Below are 14,392 nucleotides of genomic sequence, written 5' to 3' on the forward strand. Positions count from 1 at the left end.
CAGTTATTTCTTTATAATTTCGCCAAACTTTTTATCTTCATTGGCCATAAATTGAGTGGCATCATCGCCATATAATTCGATAACTTCAAACCCTTGTTTATTTGCAAACTCGGCTAATTCACCAGATGCGTACACCTTTTTCATTGCAGCAGTGAGTTTATCTTGCACTTCTTTATCTAGCCCTTTTGGCGCAACTAGCATATTCCATGCTTGTAAATCCCAGTTATAAGGTGTGGCTTCTTTAAATAGTGGTACATCAGGATAAAAAGCCGATTTCTCATTTGACATAATTGCCATGTGCTTCACTAATCCTGCTTTTACCATACTGTCCGCTTCGCCTAATGAAGAGGTCACAATATCAACACCACCAGAAGCAAGCTCCTGTAATGCAGCACTTGCACCTTGAGATGGGATAAAACGAATGGCGTTATCAGGCAATCCTGCAGCACGCAACATACCAATAGTATTGAGATGCCAGATTGAATTTAAACCACTGCCGGATGCTTTTAATTTACCCGGATTTGCTTTTGCGTAATCAATAATTTCCTGTGCATTTTTAAATGGCGAAGATTTCCCAACCTGCAATCCACCATAAATAACAGCAAGACGTGTAATCGGTGTGTAATCTTGATAAGTTAAATTTGTCATGCCTTGATGATGCATCATGGTAATTTCAACTGTGGCAATCCCCAGTGTGTAACCATCAGGTTTTGCATTTTTAATAGCATCATGACCTACCACACCACTGCCGCCAGTTTTATTTACCACATTAACAGTCACGCCTAATTCTTCTTGCAACCCTTTAGCCGCTAAGCGTGCAACTGTATCAGTGTTACCTCCAGCAGCCCAAGGAACAACAATCGTAATCGGCTTTTCAGGGTATTGAGCAAAAGCCGGAAGTGTAAAAATGGAACTGCATAGGGTAAATGCCAGAAGTGTTTTTTTCATTATATGCACCTTTTCTCATTGCAGATTATTTGTGGTCGAATATCTTCGAGCCTTGATTTAAGGCGAGCCTGAACTTGAGAAAGTACAGGCATTGCTGTTACACCTTTTTGTTCTATAAATGCAGAGAGGAAAGCACTGGCAAATAATACACTCTCATGCATTGTGCCTCCTGCCGCTATTTTTGAAGCGAATGCGCCATTAAAAGCATCCGTGGCTGCCATCGTATCTACTCGTAACGATGGCATCGGGGGAATATGAAATGTGGCTCGTCCGTCAAAATAGACCACGCCAAGCTCATCCATATAGATAATTACTTTCTTATTTTCATCACCTGAAATAACACCAATAGCATGTTTAGCGTCATTAATATCGTTTATTTCAATGCCAGCCCAATGTGATGCTTGATTCGCATTTAAGGTAATAAAATCAAGATTTGAATAAAGCTGCTTTAGGTTTTCGTTATAAGGCGCAACATTAAGCACCACTGTTTTATTAACTGATTTTGCAAACAGTGCCGTTTTAATATTGGCTTCTATATTAATTTCACCTTGGAGCAATAACACATCAGCCTCACTTACATAAGGTAAAGAAATATCAATCTCTTGATCTGAGAATGTATTGTTCGCCCCTAAATAAGTTGCTGTAATATTATTTTGTGTTTTATCTGCTAAATAACTAATTGAACTGCCTGTTGGCTCTATGTCTGTTTGAAAAATAGTGAAAGAATCAATTCCACTTTCTTGTAAATATTTATAAGCATATTTACTAAAATGATCTTCACCAACTTTTGTTATTAAATGCACTTTCGCATCAGAAAAACTGGCAGCTATCGCCTGATTTGTTCCTTTGCCACCGGGACCTATCGAATTGCTTTTAGAATTAATTAACTCACCGACTTTTGGAAAAGAATCAACATTGGCAATAATATCTACCACAAATGACCCAAGTACACAGACTTTGCCTTCTGGCGTTCTATCTTTACGTTCTCTCACGATTAATAGATCGTGCAATAAACATGAAATATCAAAACTATCACTAAATTTACTTATTTTTTTAATTTCTTGTTTCCCTAGTATGGCGCCACCATGACAACGTTTGATCAACCCTTCTCCTTCAAGGTATTTCAAATCACTGCGAATAGTTTCCAATGTGACACTGAATTTTTCCGCAAGTAGAGCCACTTTAACTTTCTTTTGTTCTCTGATGATGGTGTAAATTTCCTGCCGCCGTTCTTCTGAAAACATATAAAGTGCCTCCGTATCATTGATAACGAGAATAAGGAGATTCAGTCAGTGATTCTGCGATGGTATTCAAAACAAAAAACCAAAAGCAAAAGCAAAACCAAATCAAAGCAATTTAGATCACATTTTTTTAACACAACATCAATTGCTATACGTTAAAAATGAGAGGTGAAACGAGTCGAATAAAGAATGGTAATGAAGAAAAGAGAGGTAGGATCAGCCGTTCAAAGACGGCTGATAAAATAATAACTTAAATAGTTACAGTGATAATAGTTTTAAAATGTAAATATCATGTTAAATAAAATCACTTTGGTATTTAGTTTAACAAAGCATTAAGCAGATAAAAGCCCACTAATGTCAGTAAAACCACGACTAAGGTATTTCGTATTTTAAGCGCTAACCCTATACATAATAAGGTTCCCCAAAGATAAGGATTATCTAAAATACCTTTAAATTCGCCTTTTTCTAACAGCACAATAGGTGCGCAAATTGCAGTTAATAAACAAGGTGCAGAATATCCTAATGCCTGTCTGATCACTGACGGTAATTTGACGGGGATCGCCGGTTCAAGAAAGAAATAGCGCAACATGAAAATGACGAGTGCCAAAATAAATAGTAACGACCATGTCATTTTTGTTCACCTCTGACTCTAGCAACACAAACAGCGATAAACATGCTTGTTAATCCACCAATAACTACGCCACCTTCTATATTCAACCAACTGAAAATAATCGATAGGCAAAAAGAGACAATAACGCCAATTAATGTACTAAATGTTTTTATTAACGGAATAACAATTGCCAATAATGTGGCGACAATAGAGAAATCAAGATGATAACGGGATAAATCAGAAACTTGGCTTGCCATAATAATGCCAACAATACTGACAGCAACCCACGCTAAATAAAAACATAATCCCGCGCCAATCATATAGGCGGGTGTTAGTTTTACTTTAGGTTGTGCTGAAACGGCAAAAAGTTCATCCGTTAATAAAAAGCCTATTGTAATACGTTGATACCATTTTAAATGGGCAACATGAGGACGTAAGGTTAGCCCGTATAAAAGATGTTGTGCTGTAATAAAAAAGACAGACACAATAATGGTCAGCATTCCTGCACCAGAAACCACTAATCCTAAAGTAACGAGTTGTGCTGCCCCTGCAAATATAATTGCAGACATTCCGACACTTTGTGCAAAGGTTAACCCTGCATCAACCGCCATTGAACCCGCTAATATTCCCCAAGGAATAACCGCAAGGCATAAAGGTAAAACATGCAAAGCACCAAGGCCAAAAGCACGCATTACTTGCCTATCTTCATTATTATTTTTTATTTGTTCCATTTACCTGTCTTCACTTTTAATACATTAATTCTATAGAGAATAATTATCAGTCAGTAAAGATAAATGATATTGCATAAAATTGCTCAATCTTATTTATGTCGTTGGTGTATTTTTGCTGGAACAAAAATTTGATGAGTTCCTAAATTTGTCTGGTTAATTAATCCCATAATCAACCGGAAACAGTGTGAGGCTAATTCGGGGTTATTTTGAGCAATAGTGTCGATTGGTATTGATAATGAATCATAAAGATAGTGATCATCAAAACCTGCTAAATAGACTTCATTTTGCATATGTTTATTTTGACTTAAATAGCGCAATACCCCTTCTAATAAACCGCAGGCAGAAGTAAAAACAAACTTAGGCGCTCGCCCTAAAGAAGCACATAAAGAGCCAAACATTTCATAGCCGGAACTTGGGTGATAATGCCCATGAATGATCCACTCTGGTTTGATATTCACTTGCGAAAGCCCTTGCGTGAAACCTAAAAGACGATCGTTAGTCGGTGAAAGCATGGATTGTCCACCTAAAAAGTAAAACTCATCAATGCGTTGCGTTGAAGCAATCTCTGCAATAAGTTGTTGCGTCGTGGTAGTTGAATCTGTAACAACAAAAGGAAGTGTTGTTCCTTCAAAATAACGGTCAAATAACACAACGGGAATTTGTTGACTCAAACGTTGATATTCAACATCACTTTGTAAACACGAGGCGACAATCAAACCATCTATTTGTCGTGATAATAGATGTTCTATTACCAGTGTTTCTTGAGCTGCATTCTCATCAGTGCAGGAAATAAGTAACTGAATACCCGCTTCTCTACATAATATTTCTAGCTCATAAGCCACAGAAGCAAAACCATAGTTTGTAATATCAGGAATAACTAATCCCAACGCATAACTACGATTATCACGTAAAGAGCGAGCATGAATATTGGGTTGATACTGATATTGTTCAGCAATAGTCGTAATACGCGCAATGGTATCATCAGAGACGCGCATCTCTTTACCTCGGCCATTTAACACTAAACTTGCCGTTGTTTTTGAAACACCTGCTAATTTTGCAATATCGGTGATCGTGATACGTTTTTGTTTTTTCACTGTTATTTTACTTAATGTCACATTCGCTGAACTTAAACTGTTTTATTGTTTATATAATCGTATTTAACTAACCAATGCATTCTTTAATTGCCACGTTGTGAGTTTTATTGTGTCTTTCCCCAAGAAGCAGACAGTCTGTTTTTCTGAAGGGAAAAAACGACTGCTCATTACACCCGCGCCGCCATTAAAGAAAATTTCCACACTCGAGTTATCACATAATATTTGAAGATGTTTTATATCACCAGACCAGAAACGTGATTGCCATTCCCCGTTTTTAACACTACGGCGTTTTAATTCAGCTTGGTTATTCTTAATGATTAAAACCAGAGTATCAGAAAAGTAAATCTCTAGAGAGCCGAATAACGCGATTTCAAGTTCAAACGAAAACCCGTTAATATCTGGCGCATCATCTGCAATGCCTTGCCAATATTGTGCATTTTGTCTGAGTTGCTGTAATTCTTTTACGGGTTGCTGATAAAGTTGCCCTTCTCTTATTTGTAATTCACGAGGACAAGTCATTTGATGTATCCAGCCATTAGCAATAGTGGGTTGATACATTTCCTCTCCATCAGGAACACCCATCCAACCAAATAATAAACGCCGACCATTAACTTGTGTGGTTTGTGGCGCATAAAACTCAAAACCTGCATCAAGCTCGATTAAATCGCCATGTTGGAATTGTAAGGTTGAATAATCAAAGCTTCCTATTAAATAAGCACTAGGATGCGAATTTAAAAATCGCTGTTGCTCTTTTTTTATTCCTTGAGGACAAGCTAATAAAATAAAGTGTTCATTAAGTTCAAAAAGATCAGGGCATTCCCACATATAACCCGCATCACCTAACCCACCTAAATGGCTTCCGGCTAATTCACCTATTAATTGCCATTGATATAAGTGAGATGCACGATAGAGTAAAACCTTACCCTGTTTATCTAGAGTTTGCGCCCCTAATACCATGTACCATTTATCGTTGTACCGCCAAATTTTAGGATCACGAACATGCCCGCTATAACCTTCAGGAAGCCCTAAAACAGGTCCTAACTTATCAAAACCACCCTGTTTATTTTCTACGGCTAAACATTGCCAAGCCGTACGAGTTCCATCTTGAAATTTAACATTTCCGGTATAACAAAGCGTTAATTGTCCTTGATTGATCACGGCACTACCAGAATAACAGCCATCTTTGTCATAAAATTCATCAGGCAATAAAGCAATAGGTTGATGTTGCCAAGTAATAAGATCCTTTGAGCGCCAATGCCCCCAACATTTATTTTTATGCTCACAAGATAGAGGCGCCCATTGATAGAAAAGATGATAATACTTACCATCAAAACAAAATCCGTTCGGATCATTTAATAACCCGGTTATTGGCGCTAAATGCCAACGCGGATAATATTTATCCTTTGCTACGTTAGCACTATTACGCATAACCGCTTGTAAAATTGCAGATAACCCTTCGCTTTTTGTCATTTATGCAGACTCCACTTTGTATTTCAGTAAAAGAGAAAGAACAAAAGCTGTTAAGAATGCAATCACTAAACCAATAACATAATTACTAATTGAACCCGCTTGCACAATCGCAATACCCGGAATTGCTGTAAGACCAACCGCGGTCATATAAACATGAGAGCCAACAACCCAAGCGCCACCCGCTGCACCACCAATTAATGCAGCAATAAAAGGTTTGCCGTAACGCAAATTAATCCCAAAAATTGCCGCTTCAGTGATACCTAACATAGCGGAGAAACCCGACGGGATCGTAATTGCTTTAATTTTCGCATCGTTGGTTTTAAACCAAACGGCAATACAGGCTCCCCCTTGTGCAATATTCGCCATTGCCCAAATCGGTAATAAGAAATTAACGCCAATATTAGGATTGCCTAATAAGCCTGCTTCAACTGCATGAAAACTGTGATGAATTCCCGTAATAACAATAACAGAATAAAGACCACCAAAAATAAGCCCCGCAATCCATCCTGCTTGCGTAATTAACGTACTTAATATTAATGAGATACCATCACCTAAAAGGCGACCGACAGGTCCAATAACTAATAGCGCAACAAAGCCTGAAATAATTACCGTTAAAAATGGCGTGATAATTAAATCGAGTGCATTAGGAACAACTTTACGTAATTGTTTTTCCAGTACACTCATAAACCAAACAGCAAGTAAAACCGGGAAAACGGTTCCTTGATAGCCAATCATGGCGACTTCTAATCCAAAAAAATTCATGGTATTAAAACCAGCCGCAACCCCCCACGCGTTAGTTAACGCTGGATGCGTTAAAATTCCGCCTAATGTCGCACCAAGATAAGGATTTCCGCCAAATTCTTTTGCCGCAGTAAAACCAATAAGAATGGGTAAAATAATAAAAGCCGCCGAACTACACATATCCAGCATAATATATAATGCATTGTCAGGGCTTACCCACTGGTTAGTTTTCATTAGCCCCAACAATCCCATTAATAAGCCTGACGCTACAATGGCAGGAATAATGGGCACAAAAATATTAGAAAGCAGTCTTGCTATTCGCTGAAATGGATTGAGCTTTTTAGCCGCAATATTAGCTGCTTCAGATTTACTTGATTCACCAATACCCGCGGCAGCAATAAATGCAGCATGTACTTTATTGACTAACCCTGTGCCGAAAATAACTTGAATTTGCCCTGCATTACTAAAACATCCTTTCACACCCTCTAATTTGTTTATTGCTTCTTTATCCGCTTTTGAATCATCAATAAGAACAAGCCTTAAGCGCGTAGCGCAATGTGCTGCACTTGCGATATTTTCAGCACCACCTAATAAAGGTATAAGTTGGTGAGCAACTTTTTCAATATTCATCATAGCCTCTGTCATTCTTTTTTATTTATGTAGCGAGTATTTAGTTCAATTAAAAAACTAAACCGGTTTAGCTAATAATTAGATTAAATAAAAATCAATTCAAGATAGCAATAAAAACTCAGATAAAGGGCGTTCAATTGTGATCTCAATTACAAAAAAGCACATTTATTAATCATATTTTGACGTTTTTAAATAATTAAAAACAACGAAAAGCTAAACAAATTTTAATTTTTGTTTAGCTAGGTAGGTTAATGAATTGTTAGATAATTATAGCTTCTAAAATTAACTATTGAACTAACAAAATCATATAGATAGAAGCAAGCAGGCTTAATAAATGTTACTGATAACATAAAAACACTTAATCAATCGTTATGTATTTATTTATATAATGATGTTGGCGATATAATTAAACACAACTAATACATACGCTTAAGGTAATCACAAAAACTGGTAACCATTGTAATAAATCACTTTTCTTTGATGTAAAGCAACTACAAATTTCAGGAAATACGTAGTATCCACATTAACTGTCGGGTTTTGTTGCCCACGTTAAAGTGCTTATTTTTTAACAACAATAACAATAATTATTTCTTTATAAGCTTATTAGCTTCTGTTTTTTTCTTAAAATGTTAATAATCAAGTGAGTAATGTATGAAAAACATCAAAGAGATGGCGTTACTTTCCACTCCCTTATCTCGCCGTCGTTTTGTAAAAACAGGTGCAGCGGGTGGTTTAGCGATAACCGCGGGTGGATTATCACTGCCCTTTAATCAAGCCATTGCCTCGGAAACAAAACCAACAGCTAATAGCGAAAAAGTCGTGTGGAGCGCATGTACTGTAAACTGTGGTAGTCGTTGCCCATTACGTATGCATGTGGTTGATGGTGAAATTAAATACATCGAAACAGACCACACTGGCAATGATGTCTACGAAGAATTACACCAAGTTCGCGCCTGTTTACGTGGTCGTTCTATGCGTCGCCGTGTTTACAATCCAGACCGTTTGCGCTACCCAATGAAACGTGTAGGTAAACGTGGTGAAGGTAAATTTGAACGTATTTCATGGGATGAAGCGTTTGATACTATTTCAGACACCATGAAACGTTTAATTAAAGATTATGGTAATGAATCTATTTATCTAAACTACGGTACAGGTACTTTAGGTGGCACCATGACGAAATCTTGGCCACCAGGTGCAACATTAATTGCACGATTAATGAATTGTTGTGGTGGCTATCTTAACCACTATGGTGACTATAGTACGGCGCAAATCGCAGCGGGCTTAAATTATACTTATGGTGGTTGGGCAGATGGTAATAGCCCTTCTGATATTGAAAACACTAAACTTGTCGTGATGTTCGGTAATAATCCGGGTGAAACACGTATGAGTGGTGGCGGTGTCACCTATTACGTTGAGCAAGCTCGTGAAAAATCTGATGCACGAATGATTATCATCGATCCACGCTATACCGATACGGGCGCTGGTCGTGAAGATGAATGGATCCCTATTCGTCCAGGAACAGATGCTGCATTAGTTAATGCATTAGCTTATGTCATGATCAAAGAAGACTTAGTTGATAAGCCTTTCTTAGACAAATATTGTGTTGGTTACGATGAAACCACTATGCCAGAAGGTGCGCCAAAAAATGGTCACTATAAAGCCTATATTTTAGGTAATGGTGTAGATGGTCAGCCAAAAACGCCTGAATGGGCAGCGCAGATCACCGGTATTCCTGCTTCACGCATTGTGAAATTAGCCCGTGAGATTGCAACAGCGAAACCTGCTTATATTACACAAGGCTGGGGTCCTCAACGTCGTTCTAACGGTGAACTGGCTTCTCGTGCTATCGCAATGCTCTCTATTTTAACGGGGAATGTGGGAATTAACGGCGGTAATACTGGCGCTCGTGAAGGCTCTTACAGTATTCCTTTTGTTCGTATGCCAACCTTTACTAACCCTGTTACCACCAGCATTTCTATGTTTATGTGGACGGATGCCATCTTACGTGGCCCAGAAATGACCACAACCCGTGATGGTGTTCGTGGTAAAGACAAGCTTGATGTACCAATCAAAATGGTATGGAACTACGCGGGTAACTGCTTAGTTAACCAACATTCTGAAATCAATCGTACTCATGATATTTTGCAAGACGATAAAAAATGCGAAATGATTGTGGTGATCGATAACCATATGACAGCATCCGCTAAATATGCCGATATTCTGCTTCCTGATTGCACAGCATCAGAACAAATGGATTTCTGTATGGATGCATCAGCAGGTAATATGGCTTATGTTATTTTTGCAGATCAGGCAATCAAACCTCGCTTTGAAAGCCGCAATATCTATGAAATGACCAGCGAAATTGCAAAACGCATGGGGGTGGGTGAAAAATTCACTGAAAACCGTACTCAAGAAGAGTGGTTACGTCACCTTTACGAACAATCTCGTCAAAACTTACCTGAACTGCCGACTTTTGAAGAGTTCCGTGCTCAAGGTATCTTCAAAAAACGTGACCCTGAAGGTCATCACGTTGCTTATCGCCAATTCCGTGAAGATCCTGAAAATAACCCATTAACCACACCATCAGGTAAAATTGAGATTTATTCTTCTCAACTTGCCGACATAAAAGCGACGTGGGAACTTGAATCTGGCGATGTGATTGATCCACTACCTGTCTACTCTGTTGGTTTTGAAAACTATGGCGACCCGGCAATGGAAAAATACCCATTACAAATGACGGGATTCCATTATAAATCACGCACCCACTCAACGTATGGCAACGTTGATGTCTTAAAAGCAGCTTGCCCTCAAGAAATATGGATCAACCCTGTTGATGCGGCTAAACGTAGTATCAAACACGGTGATTTAGTGCGTATTTATAACGATCGTGGTGAAGTTCGGATCAATGCAAAAGTCACACCTCGTATTTTACCGGGCGTTGTCGGCTTAAGCGAAGGTGCTTGGTATAACCCAGACAGTAATCGAATTGATCACGCAGGTAGTATTAACGTGTTAACGACACAACGCCCTTCACCTCTCGCTAAGGGTAATCCTTCTCACAGTAATCTTGTTGAAGTCGTCAAGGCGTAAGGAGTCTGGTTATGTCAACGCAATATGGTTTTTATATTGATTCAAGTCGTTGCACCGGCTGCAAAACCTGTGAACTGGCGTGCAAGGATTTTAAAAATTTATCCCCTGAAGTTAATTTCCGCCGTATTTATGAATATGCAGGTGGCGATTGGACTGAGCAAGATGGTGTTTATACACAGAACGTTTTTGCTTATTACTTATCGATCTCTTGTAACCACTGTGACGATCCTGCTTGTGCCAAAGTTTGTCCAAGTGGTGCGATGCATAAACGTGAAGACGGCTTTGTGGTTGTTAATGAAGAAGTCTGTATTGGATGTCGTTATTGTCATATGGCTTGCCCTTACGGCGCACCGCAATTTGATGAAGTCAAAGGTCATATGACCAAATGTGATGGTTGCTATGAACGTGTCGCAGAAGGCAAAAAACCTATTTGTGTCGAATCTTGTCCACTACGTGCATTAGATATGGCACCTATTGAAGAGTTACGCGCTAAATATGGTGATTTAGCTGAAATTGCCCCACTTCCTTCAGCAAAATACACCAAGCCAAATATTGTCCTTAAATTAAATGCCAATAGCCGTCCTGTGGGTGATACCACTGGTCATCTGGCAAACCCAGAGGAGGTGTAAGATGGTGGGATTGCATGAATGGCCACTAATGTTTTTTACCGTTATCGGTCAAAGTGTTGCTGGCGCCTTTATTATTATGGGATGCGCGATTCTTTCGGGTAAGCTTTCCGCAGAAATGAACCGAAAAGTGCATTACAGCATGTTTGGACTTTGGGTATTAATGGGTATTGGTTTCTTATTATCCATGATGCATATGGGAACCCCATTACGCGCATTTAACTCATTACTTCGTTTGGGTCACTCATCATTAAGTAATGAAATTGCCAGCGGTTCTATTTTCTTTGCACTGGGTGGTATTTACTGGTTACTGGCTGTATTTAATAAAATGCCAGCTGCATTAGGCAAATTATGGGTCGCGCTGGTTATGGTATTAGCCGCATTATTTATTACGGCTATCTCTCGTGTATACCAAATTGATACTGTTCCGACTTGGCATAATGGCTATACCACATTTAATTTTGTACTGACAGCCTTTATCGGTGGTCCTATTTTAGCGGCACTCTTAATGCGTATTGCGGGCTTTAACCTAAACTGCATCAGTGCATTGCCATTACTCAGTGTTATCGCCATTGTTATTAGCGCTATTGTGGCAACATCACAAGGTTTTGAATTAGGTTCTATTCAAACCTCTGTGCAAAAAGCGGTAGATTTAGTTCCTAACTATGGCACTTTGATGGGAATTAAATTAGTGGCTTTAGTCTTAGGCTTAAGTTGCTGGATTGCTCCACTGTTACGTAAAAATAACCCTTCTGTGGCGTTATTAGCATTGGGCTTTATTTTAGTGTTTGTGGGTGAGTTTATAGGGCGCGGTGTGTTCTATGGTTTACATATGACTGTCGGCATGGCAGTCGTTGGTTAATTAAGTTCTCACCCTGCTAAACCGCTGTAATAGTTAAAAGGCACACTCTTTTTATCTGTTATAGCGGTTTTCCTTTTATATTACGGTATCGCTCTTTTTTAATCTTCGTCATTATGTTTAGATAGAAAATCGCATATAGTAAAGACAATAAATCTAAGCGGATTATAAAAATATTATGAAACAACAAGTTATTACTGATATTTCTCTTACTGCCCGTATTTTAGGCGCAGCTTTTTATTATGCACCTACTGAGAAAAGTGACATTGTCGAGCTGCTGTCTAGTCAAAAGTGGGTTGAAGAATGGCCTTATGGCAGTGATGAAGAAAAGCAACGCATTGCTAGTCTTCTTTCACAAACCACATTAGCGGAAGAAACTTTAGCACAGGCATATCAACGCTTATTTGTCGGTCCTTACGCACTGCCGGCACCACCTTGGGGTTCTGTTTACCTTGATCATGAAAATGTATTATTCGGTAACTCAACATTAGATTTACGTGAATGGATGCTAGAAAATGGCATTGATATTGCGTTAACTCAAAACGAGCCGGAAGATCACTTTGGTTTAATGGTGATGATGGTGGCATGGATTGCAGAAACTCGCCCTGAAAAACTAAATGAGCTATTAGCAGAACACCTTCTGCCATGGGCTTATCGTTATTTAGAGAAGTTATCTCTGCAAGGCGCATTCCCATATTATGAAGGTTTAGCCATGCTGGCGACATTAACATTAAAAAACTGGCAATCTTTGTTAAATGTCACCCCTGCTGAAAAGCAGTTATTTTGTTGATTATTAATAAATATTAGAATAGAAAGCCCTAAAAGTATCTATTTATGCAGTTACTTCAATTCTCACTTTTAGGGCTTTTATTTATAGCAATAATGAATCTTTTTAAGATTGTTTTGACCAATACTGATAAAGCTTGGGTTGCATTTCATCCTCAGTTCTTATCTGTACAAATTGAAGACCTTCTTGCTGTTCTGGCACCTTTCTTAATGCTTTAGCAATATTGGCTGTCGATAGTCCGTAAGGCTCTGCATCCTCATTAGAATAGGCATAAAAAATTTTAGAGATCCCCGCCATGCGCATTGCGGCAAGACACATTGGACAAGGTTGTCCACTGGCATAAACAATACAATCATCTAACTTTGTTCGCTTTAATACTTTTCCAGCTTCCCGTAATGCTAACAATTCAGCATGAGCAGTAGGATCATTGGTCGTTACTATTTGGTTAACAGCACTTGCAATTACTTGACCATTATTCACAATGACCGCGCCGAATGGTCTTCCCCCTACTTTCACATTATCCATTGCAAGCGATATGGCTTGTTGTATAAATTGATTATCTGACATTATTTTGCCCCCGCTTGTTCAAGTATATTAACGATGTTTGTATACCCTTTATCTTTAGCTAAGGTTAATGGTGTGTGGCCAGAGCCATCGGCAAGGTTAACGTTAGCTCCACCTTCAATAAGTAAACTCACAATCTCTTCATATCTTTGGCTACCATCACCTAAAATAATAGCTTCGATTAAAGCCGTCCAACCTAAACGATTAATATGATCAACATCCACACCAGCATCAATCAATGTTTTTACTGTTTTTACATGACCTCGTTCTGAAGCAGGAATTAACGCTGTTCCACCATAACGATTAATACTTTTAAGCGAAGCGCCATGCGATAACGTTAGTTCTAAGATCTCCTGTAACCCTCTAGCGCCCGAATAAAGATATGGTGAATCATGAATAGCATCACGGGCATTAACATCTGCGCCATGCTCAATCAGATATTTCGCAACCTCAATTTGGTTGGCATGTGTGGCTGCCATGAGCGGTGTGCGTAACTTTAGATCACGTTGTTCAATATTTGCACCTTGTTCTATTTGGCGTTTTAACTCAGATAAATTTCCTTCTTGTGCCAATGTAACTAAGTATGCCTTATCAGAATTTGCCATCGCTTTAACCATAAAGAGAGATGAAATCATTAACAGGCTTAAGAAGTATAAAAACCATTTAGCCTTTAGATAGAGAGTGTTCATTCAAAATCTCCTAGAAAGTGCTAATTTCCACTCATTTAATTAGTATAACCTTTGAACTCACCCTCATATCTAACAAAGGTATGACATTAATTCAATAAATCAAAGGGTAATAAACCACCTATTAAGTCATTTTTATACTTTTTTTACACTTATCACTGCTCTTTTATCAACATCTTTACAGCCCATTCAGTACGCTAACTCAATCTAAATAGTAAAAGGATTGTTCTGATGCTGATATTCGGTGCTGTGACGTTAGTTGTTTTGCTCACTGCTTATCTTATCTATGTGTTATTTAACGCAGAGGCATTTTAA

The 14,392-nt window shown here is 38.5% G+C and carries 14 protein-coding genes; 5 read left to right on the plus strand and 9 right to left on the minus strand.

Annotation, left to right across the window (positions count from 1 at the left end; translation table 11 throughout):
• Positions 1-3 precede the first annotated feature (3 nt).
• From BTA34_RS07820 to BTA34_RS07850, 7 genes are all read right to left on the minus strand, one after another.
• Positions 4-948 carry a tripartite tricarboxylate transporter substrate binding protein gene (locus tag BTA34_RS07820; RefSeq protein WP_072068128.1) on the minus strand — a complete coding sequence of 315 codons (945 nt, stop codon included), beginning with the start codon at positions 946-948 and terminating at the stop codon, positions 4-6.
• Positions 948-2,192 carry a PfkB family carbohydrate kinase gene (locus BTA34_RS07825; protein WP_151435169.1) on the minus strand — a complete coding sequence of 415 codons (1,245 nt, stop codon included), beginning with the start codon at positions 2,190-2,192 and terminating at the stop codon, positions 948-950. The genes BTA34_RS07820 and BTA34_RS07825 overlap by 1 nt, the downstream gene beginning before the upstream one ends.
• Positions 2,193-2,505: 313 nt before the next feature.
• A complete protein-coding gene (locus tag BTA34_RS07830) occupies positions 2,506-2,820 on the minus strand; it encodes an AzlD domain-containing protein (protein WP_151435170.1) in 315 nt (104 codons plus the stop codon).
• Entirely contained in the window at positions 2,817-3,530 is a 714-nt protein-coding gene (locus BTA34_RS07835; protein WP_265576303.1) for an AzlC family ABC transporter permease, read from the minus strand. Before BTA34_RS07835 ends, BTA34_RS07830 begins: the two co-directional genes overlap by 4 nt.
• Positions 3,531-3,619: 89 nt before the next feature.
• Positions 3,620-4,624 carry a LacI family DNA-binding transcriptional regulator gene (locus BTA34_RS07840; RefSeq protein WP_151435171.1) on the minus strand — a complete coding sequence of 335 codons (1,005 nt, stop codon included), beginning with the start codon at positions 4,622-4,624 and terminating at the stop codon, positions 3,620-3,622.
• A 63-nt stretch (positions 4,625-4,687) separates the two neighbouring features.
• Positions 4,688-6,094 carry a sucrose-6-phosphate hydrolase gene (locus BTA34_RS07845; RefSeq protein ID WP_151435172.1) on the minus strand — a complete coding sequence of 469 codons (1,407 nt, stop codon included), beginning with the start codon at positions 6,092-6,094 and terminating at the stop codon, positions 4,688-4,690.
• Positions 6,095-7,465, minus strand: a complete 1,371-nt coding sequence (locus BTA34_RS07850; protein ID WP_151435173.1) for a sucrose-specific PTS transporter subunit IIBC — start codon at positions 7,463-7,465, stop codon at positions 6,095-6,097.
• Between the two features lie 651 nt (positions 7,466-8,116).
• On the opposite strand from BTA34_RS07850, the gene dmsA reads away from it, so the two are divergent.
• The 4 genes from dmsA to dmsD all read left to right on the plus strand — a co-directional run bounded on the left by dmsA (position 8,117) and on the right by dmsD (position 12,830).
• Complete coding sequence (dmsA, locus tag BTA34_RS07855) at positions 8,117-10,555, plus strand: dimethylsulfoxide reductase subunit A (RefSeq protein ID WP_151435174.1); 2,439 nt, start codon at positions 8,117-8,119, stop codon at positions 10,553-10,555.
• Between the two features lie 11 nt (positions 10,556-10,566).
• A complete protein-coding gene (locus tag BTA34_RS07860; RefSeq protein WP_151435175.1) occupies positions 10,567-11,184 on the plus strand; it encodes a DMSO/selenate family reductase complex B subunit in 618 nt (205 codons plus the stop codon).
• Position 11,185: 1 nt separating this feature from the next.
• On the plus strand, positions 11,186-12,043 hold the full coding sequence (locus BTA34_RS07865) for a DmsC/YnfH family molybdoenzyme membrane anchor subunit (protein ID WP_151435176.1): 858 nt from the start codon (positions 11,186-11,188) through the stop codon (positions 12,041-12,043).
• A gap of 175 nt (positions 12,044-12,218) precedes the next feature.
• Positions 12,219-12,830: a Tat proofreading chaperone DmsD gene (gene dmsD / locus BTA34_RS07870; protein WP_151435177.1), complete on the plus strand. Its 612-nt coding sequence runs from the start codon at positions 12,219-12,221 to the stop codon at positions 12,828-12,830.
• A gap of 102 nt (positions 12,831-12,932) precedes the next feature.
• On the opposite strand, the gene BTA34_RS07875 is transcribed toward dmsD, so the two are convergent.
• A complete protein-coding gene (locus BTA34_RS07875; RefSeq protein WP_151435178.1) occupies positions 12,933-13,394 on the minus strand; it encodes a nucleoside deaminase in 462 nt (153 codons plus the stop codon).
• A complete protein-coding gene (locus BTA34_RS07880; protein WP_151435179.1) occupies positions 13,394-14,080 on the minus strand; it encodes an ankyrin repeat domain-containing protein in 687 nt (228 codons plus the stop codon). The genes BTA34_RS07875 and BTA34_RS07880 overlap by 1 nt, the downstream gene beginning before the upstream one ends.
• Before the next feature lie 228 nt (positions 14,081-14,308).
• On the opposite strand from BTA34_RS07880, the gene BTA34_RS18530 reads away from it, so the two are divergent.
• Positions 14,309-14,392, plus strand: a complete 84-nt coding sequence (locus tag BTA34_RS18530; RefSeq protein ID WP_100158289.1) for a potassium-transporting ATPase subunit F — start codon at positions 14,309-14,311, stop codon at positions 14,390-14,392.

Source organism: Proteus sp. CD3, from assembly GCF_008808075.1.
Taxonomy (GTDB): domain Bacteria; phylum Pseudomonadota; class Gammaproteobacteria; order Enterobacterales; family Enterobacteriaceae; genus Proteus; species Proteus appendicitidis.

Coding starts and splice junctions, on each gene's coding strand:
- BTA34_RS07880 (WP_151435179.1), bottom strand. CDS start 14,080: ATGAACACTCTCTATCTAAAGGCTAAATGGTTTTTATACTTCTTAAGC.
- BTA34_RS18530 (WP_100158289.1), top strand. CDS start 14,309: ATGCTGATATTCGGTGCTGTGACGTTAGTTGTTTTGCTCACTGCTTAT.
- BTA34_RS07845 (WP_151435172.1), bottom strand. CDS start 6,094: ATGACAAAAAGCGAAGGGTTATCTGCAATTTTACAAGCGGTTATGCGT.
- dmsA (WP_151435174.1), top strand. CDS start 8,117: ATGAAAAACATCAAAGAGATGGCGTTACTTTCCACTCCCTTATCTCGC.
- BTA34_RS07825 (WP_151435169.1), bottom strand. CDS start 2,192: ATGTTTTCAGAAGAACGGCGGCAGGAAATTTACACCATCATCAGAGAA.
- dmsD (WP_151435177.1), top strand. CDS start 12,219: ATGAAACAACAAGTTATTACTGATATTTCTCTTACTGCCCGTATTTTA.
- BTA34_RS07865 (WP_151435176.1), top strand. CDS start 11,186: ATGGTGGGATTGCATGAATGGCCACTAATGTTTTTTACCGTTATCGGT.
- BTA34_RS07860 (WP_151435175.1), top strand. CDS start 10,567: ATGTCAACGCAATATGGTTTTTATATTGATTCAAGTCGTTGCACCGGC.
- BTA34_RS07820 (WP_072068128.1), bottom strand. CDS start 948: ATGAAAAAAACACTTCTGGCATTTACCCTATGCAGTTCCATTTTTACA.
- BTA34_RS07830 (WP_151435170.1), bottom strand. CDS start 2,820: ATGACATGGTCGTTACTATTTATTTTGGCACTCGTCATTTTCATGTTG.
- BTA34_RS07875 (WP_151435178.1), bottom strand. CDS start 13,394: ATGTCAGATAATCAATTTATACAACAAGCCATATCGCTTGCAATGGAT.
- BTA34_RS07835 (WP_265576303.1), bottom strand. CDS start 3,530: ATGGAACAAATAAAAAATAATAATGAAGATAGGCAAGTAATGCGTGCT.
- BTA34_RS07850 (WP_151435173.1), bottom strand. CDS start 7,465: ATGAATATTGAAAAAGTTGCTCACCAACTTATACCTTTATTAGGTGGT.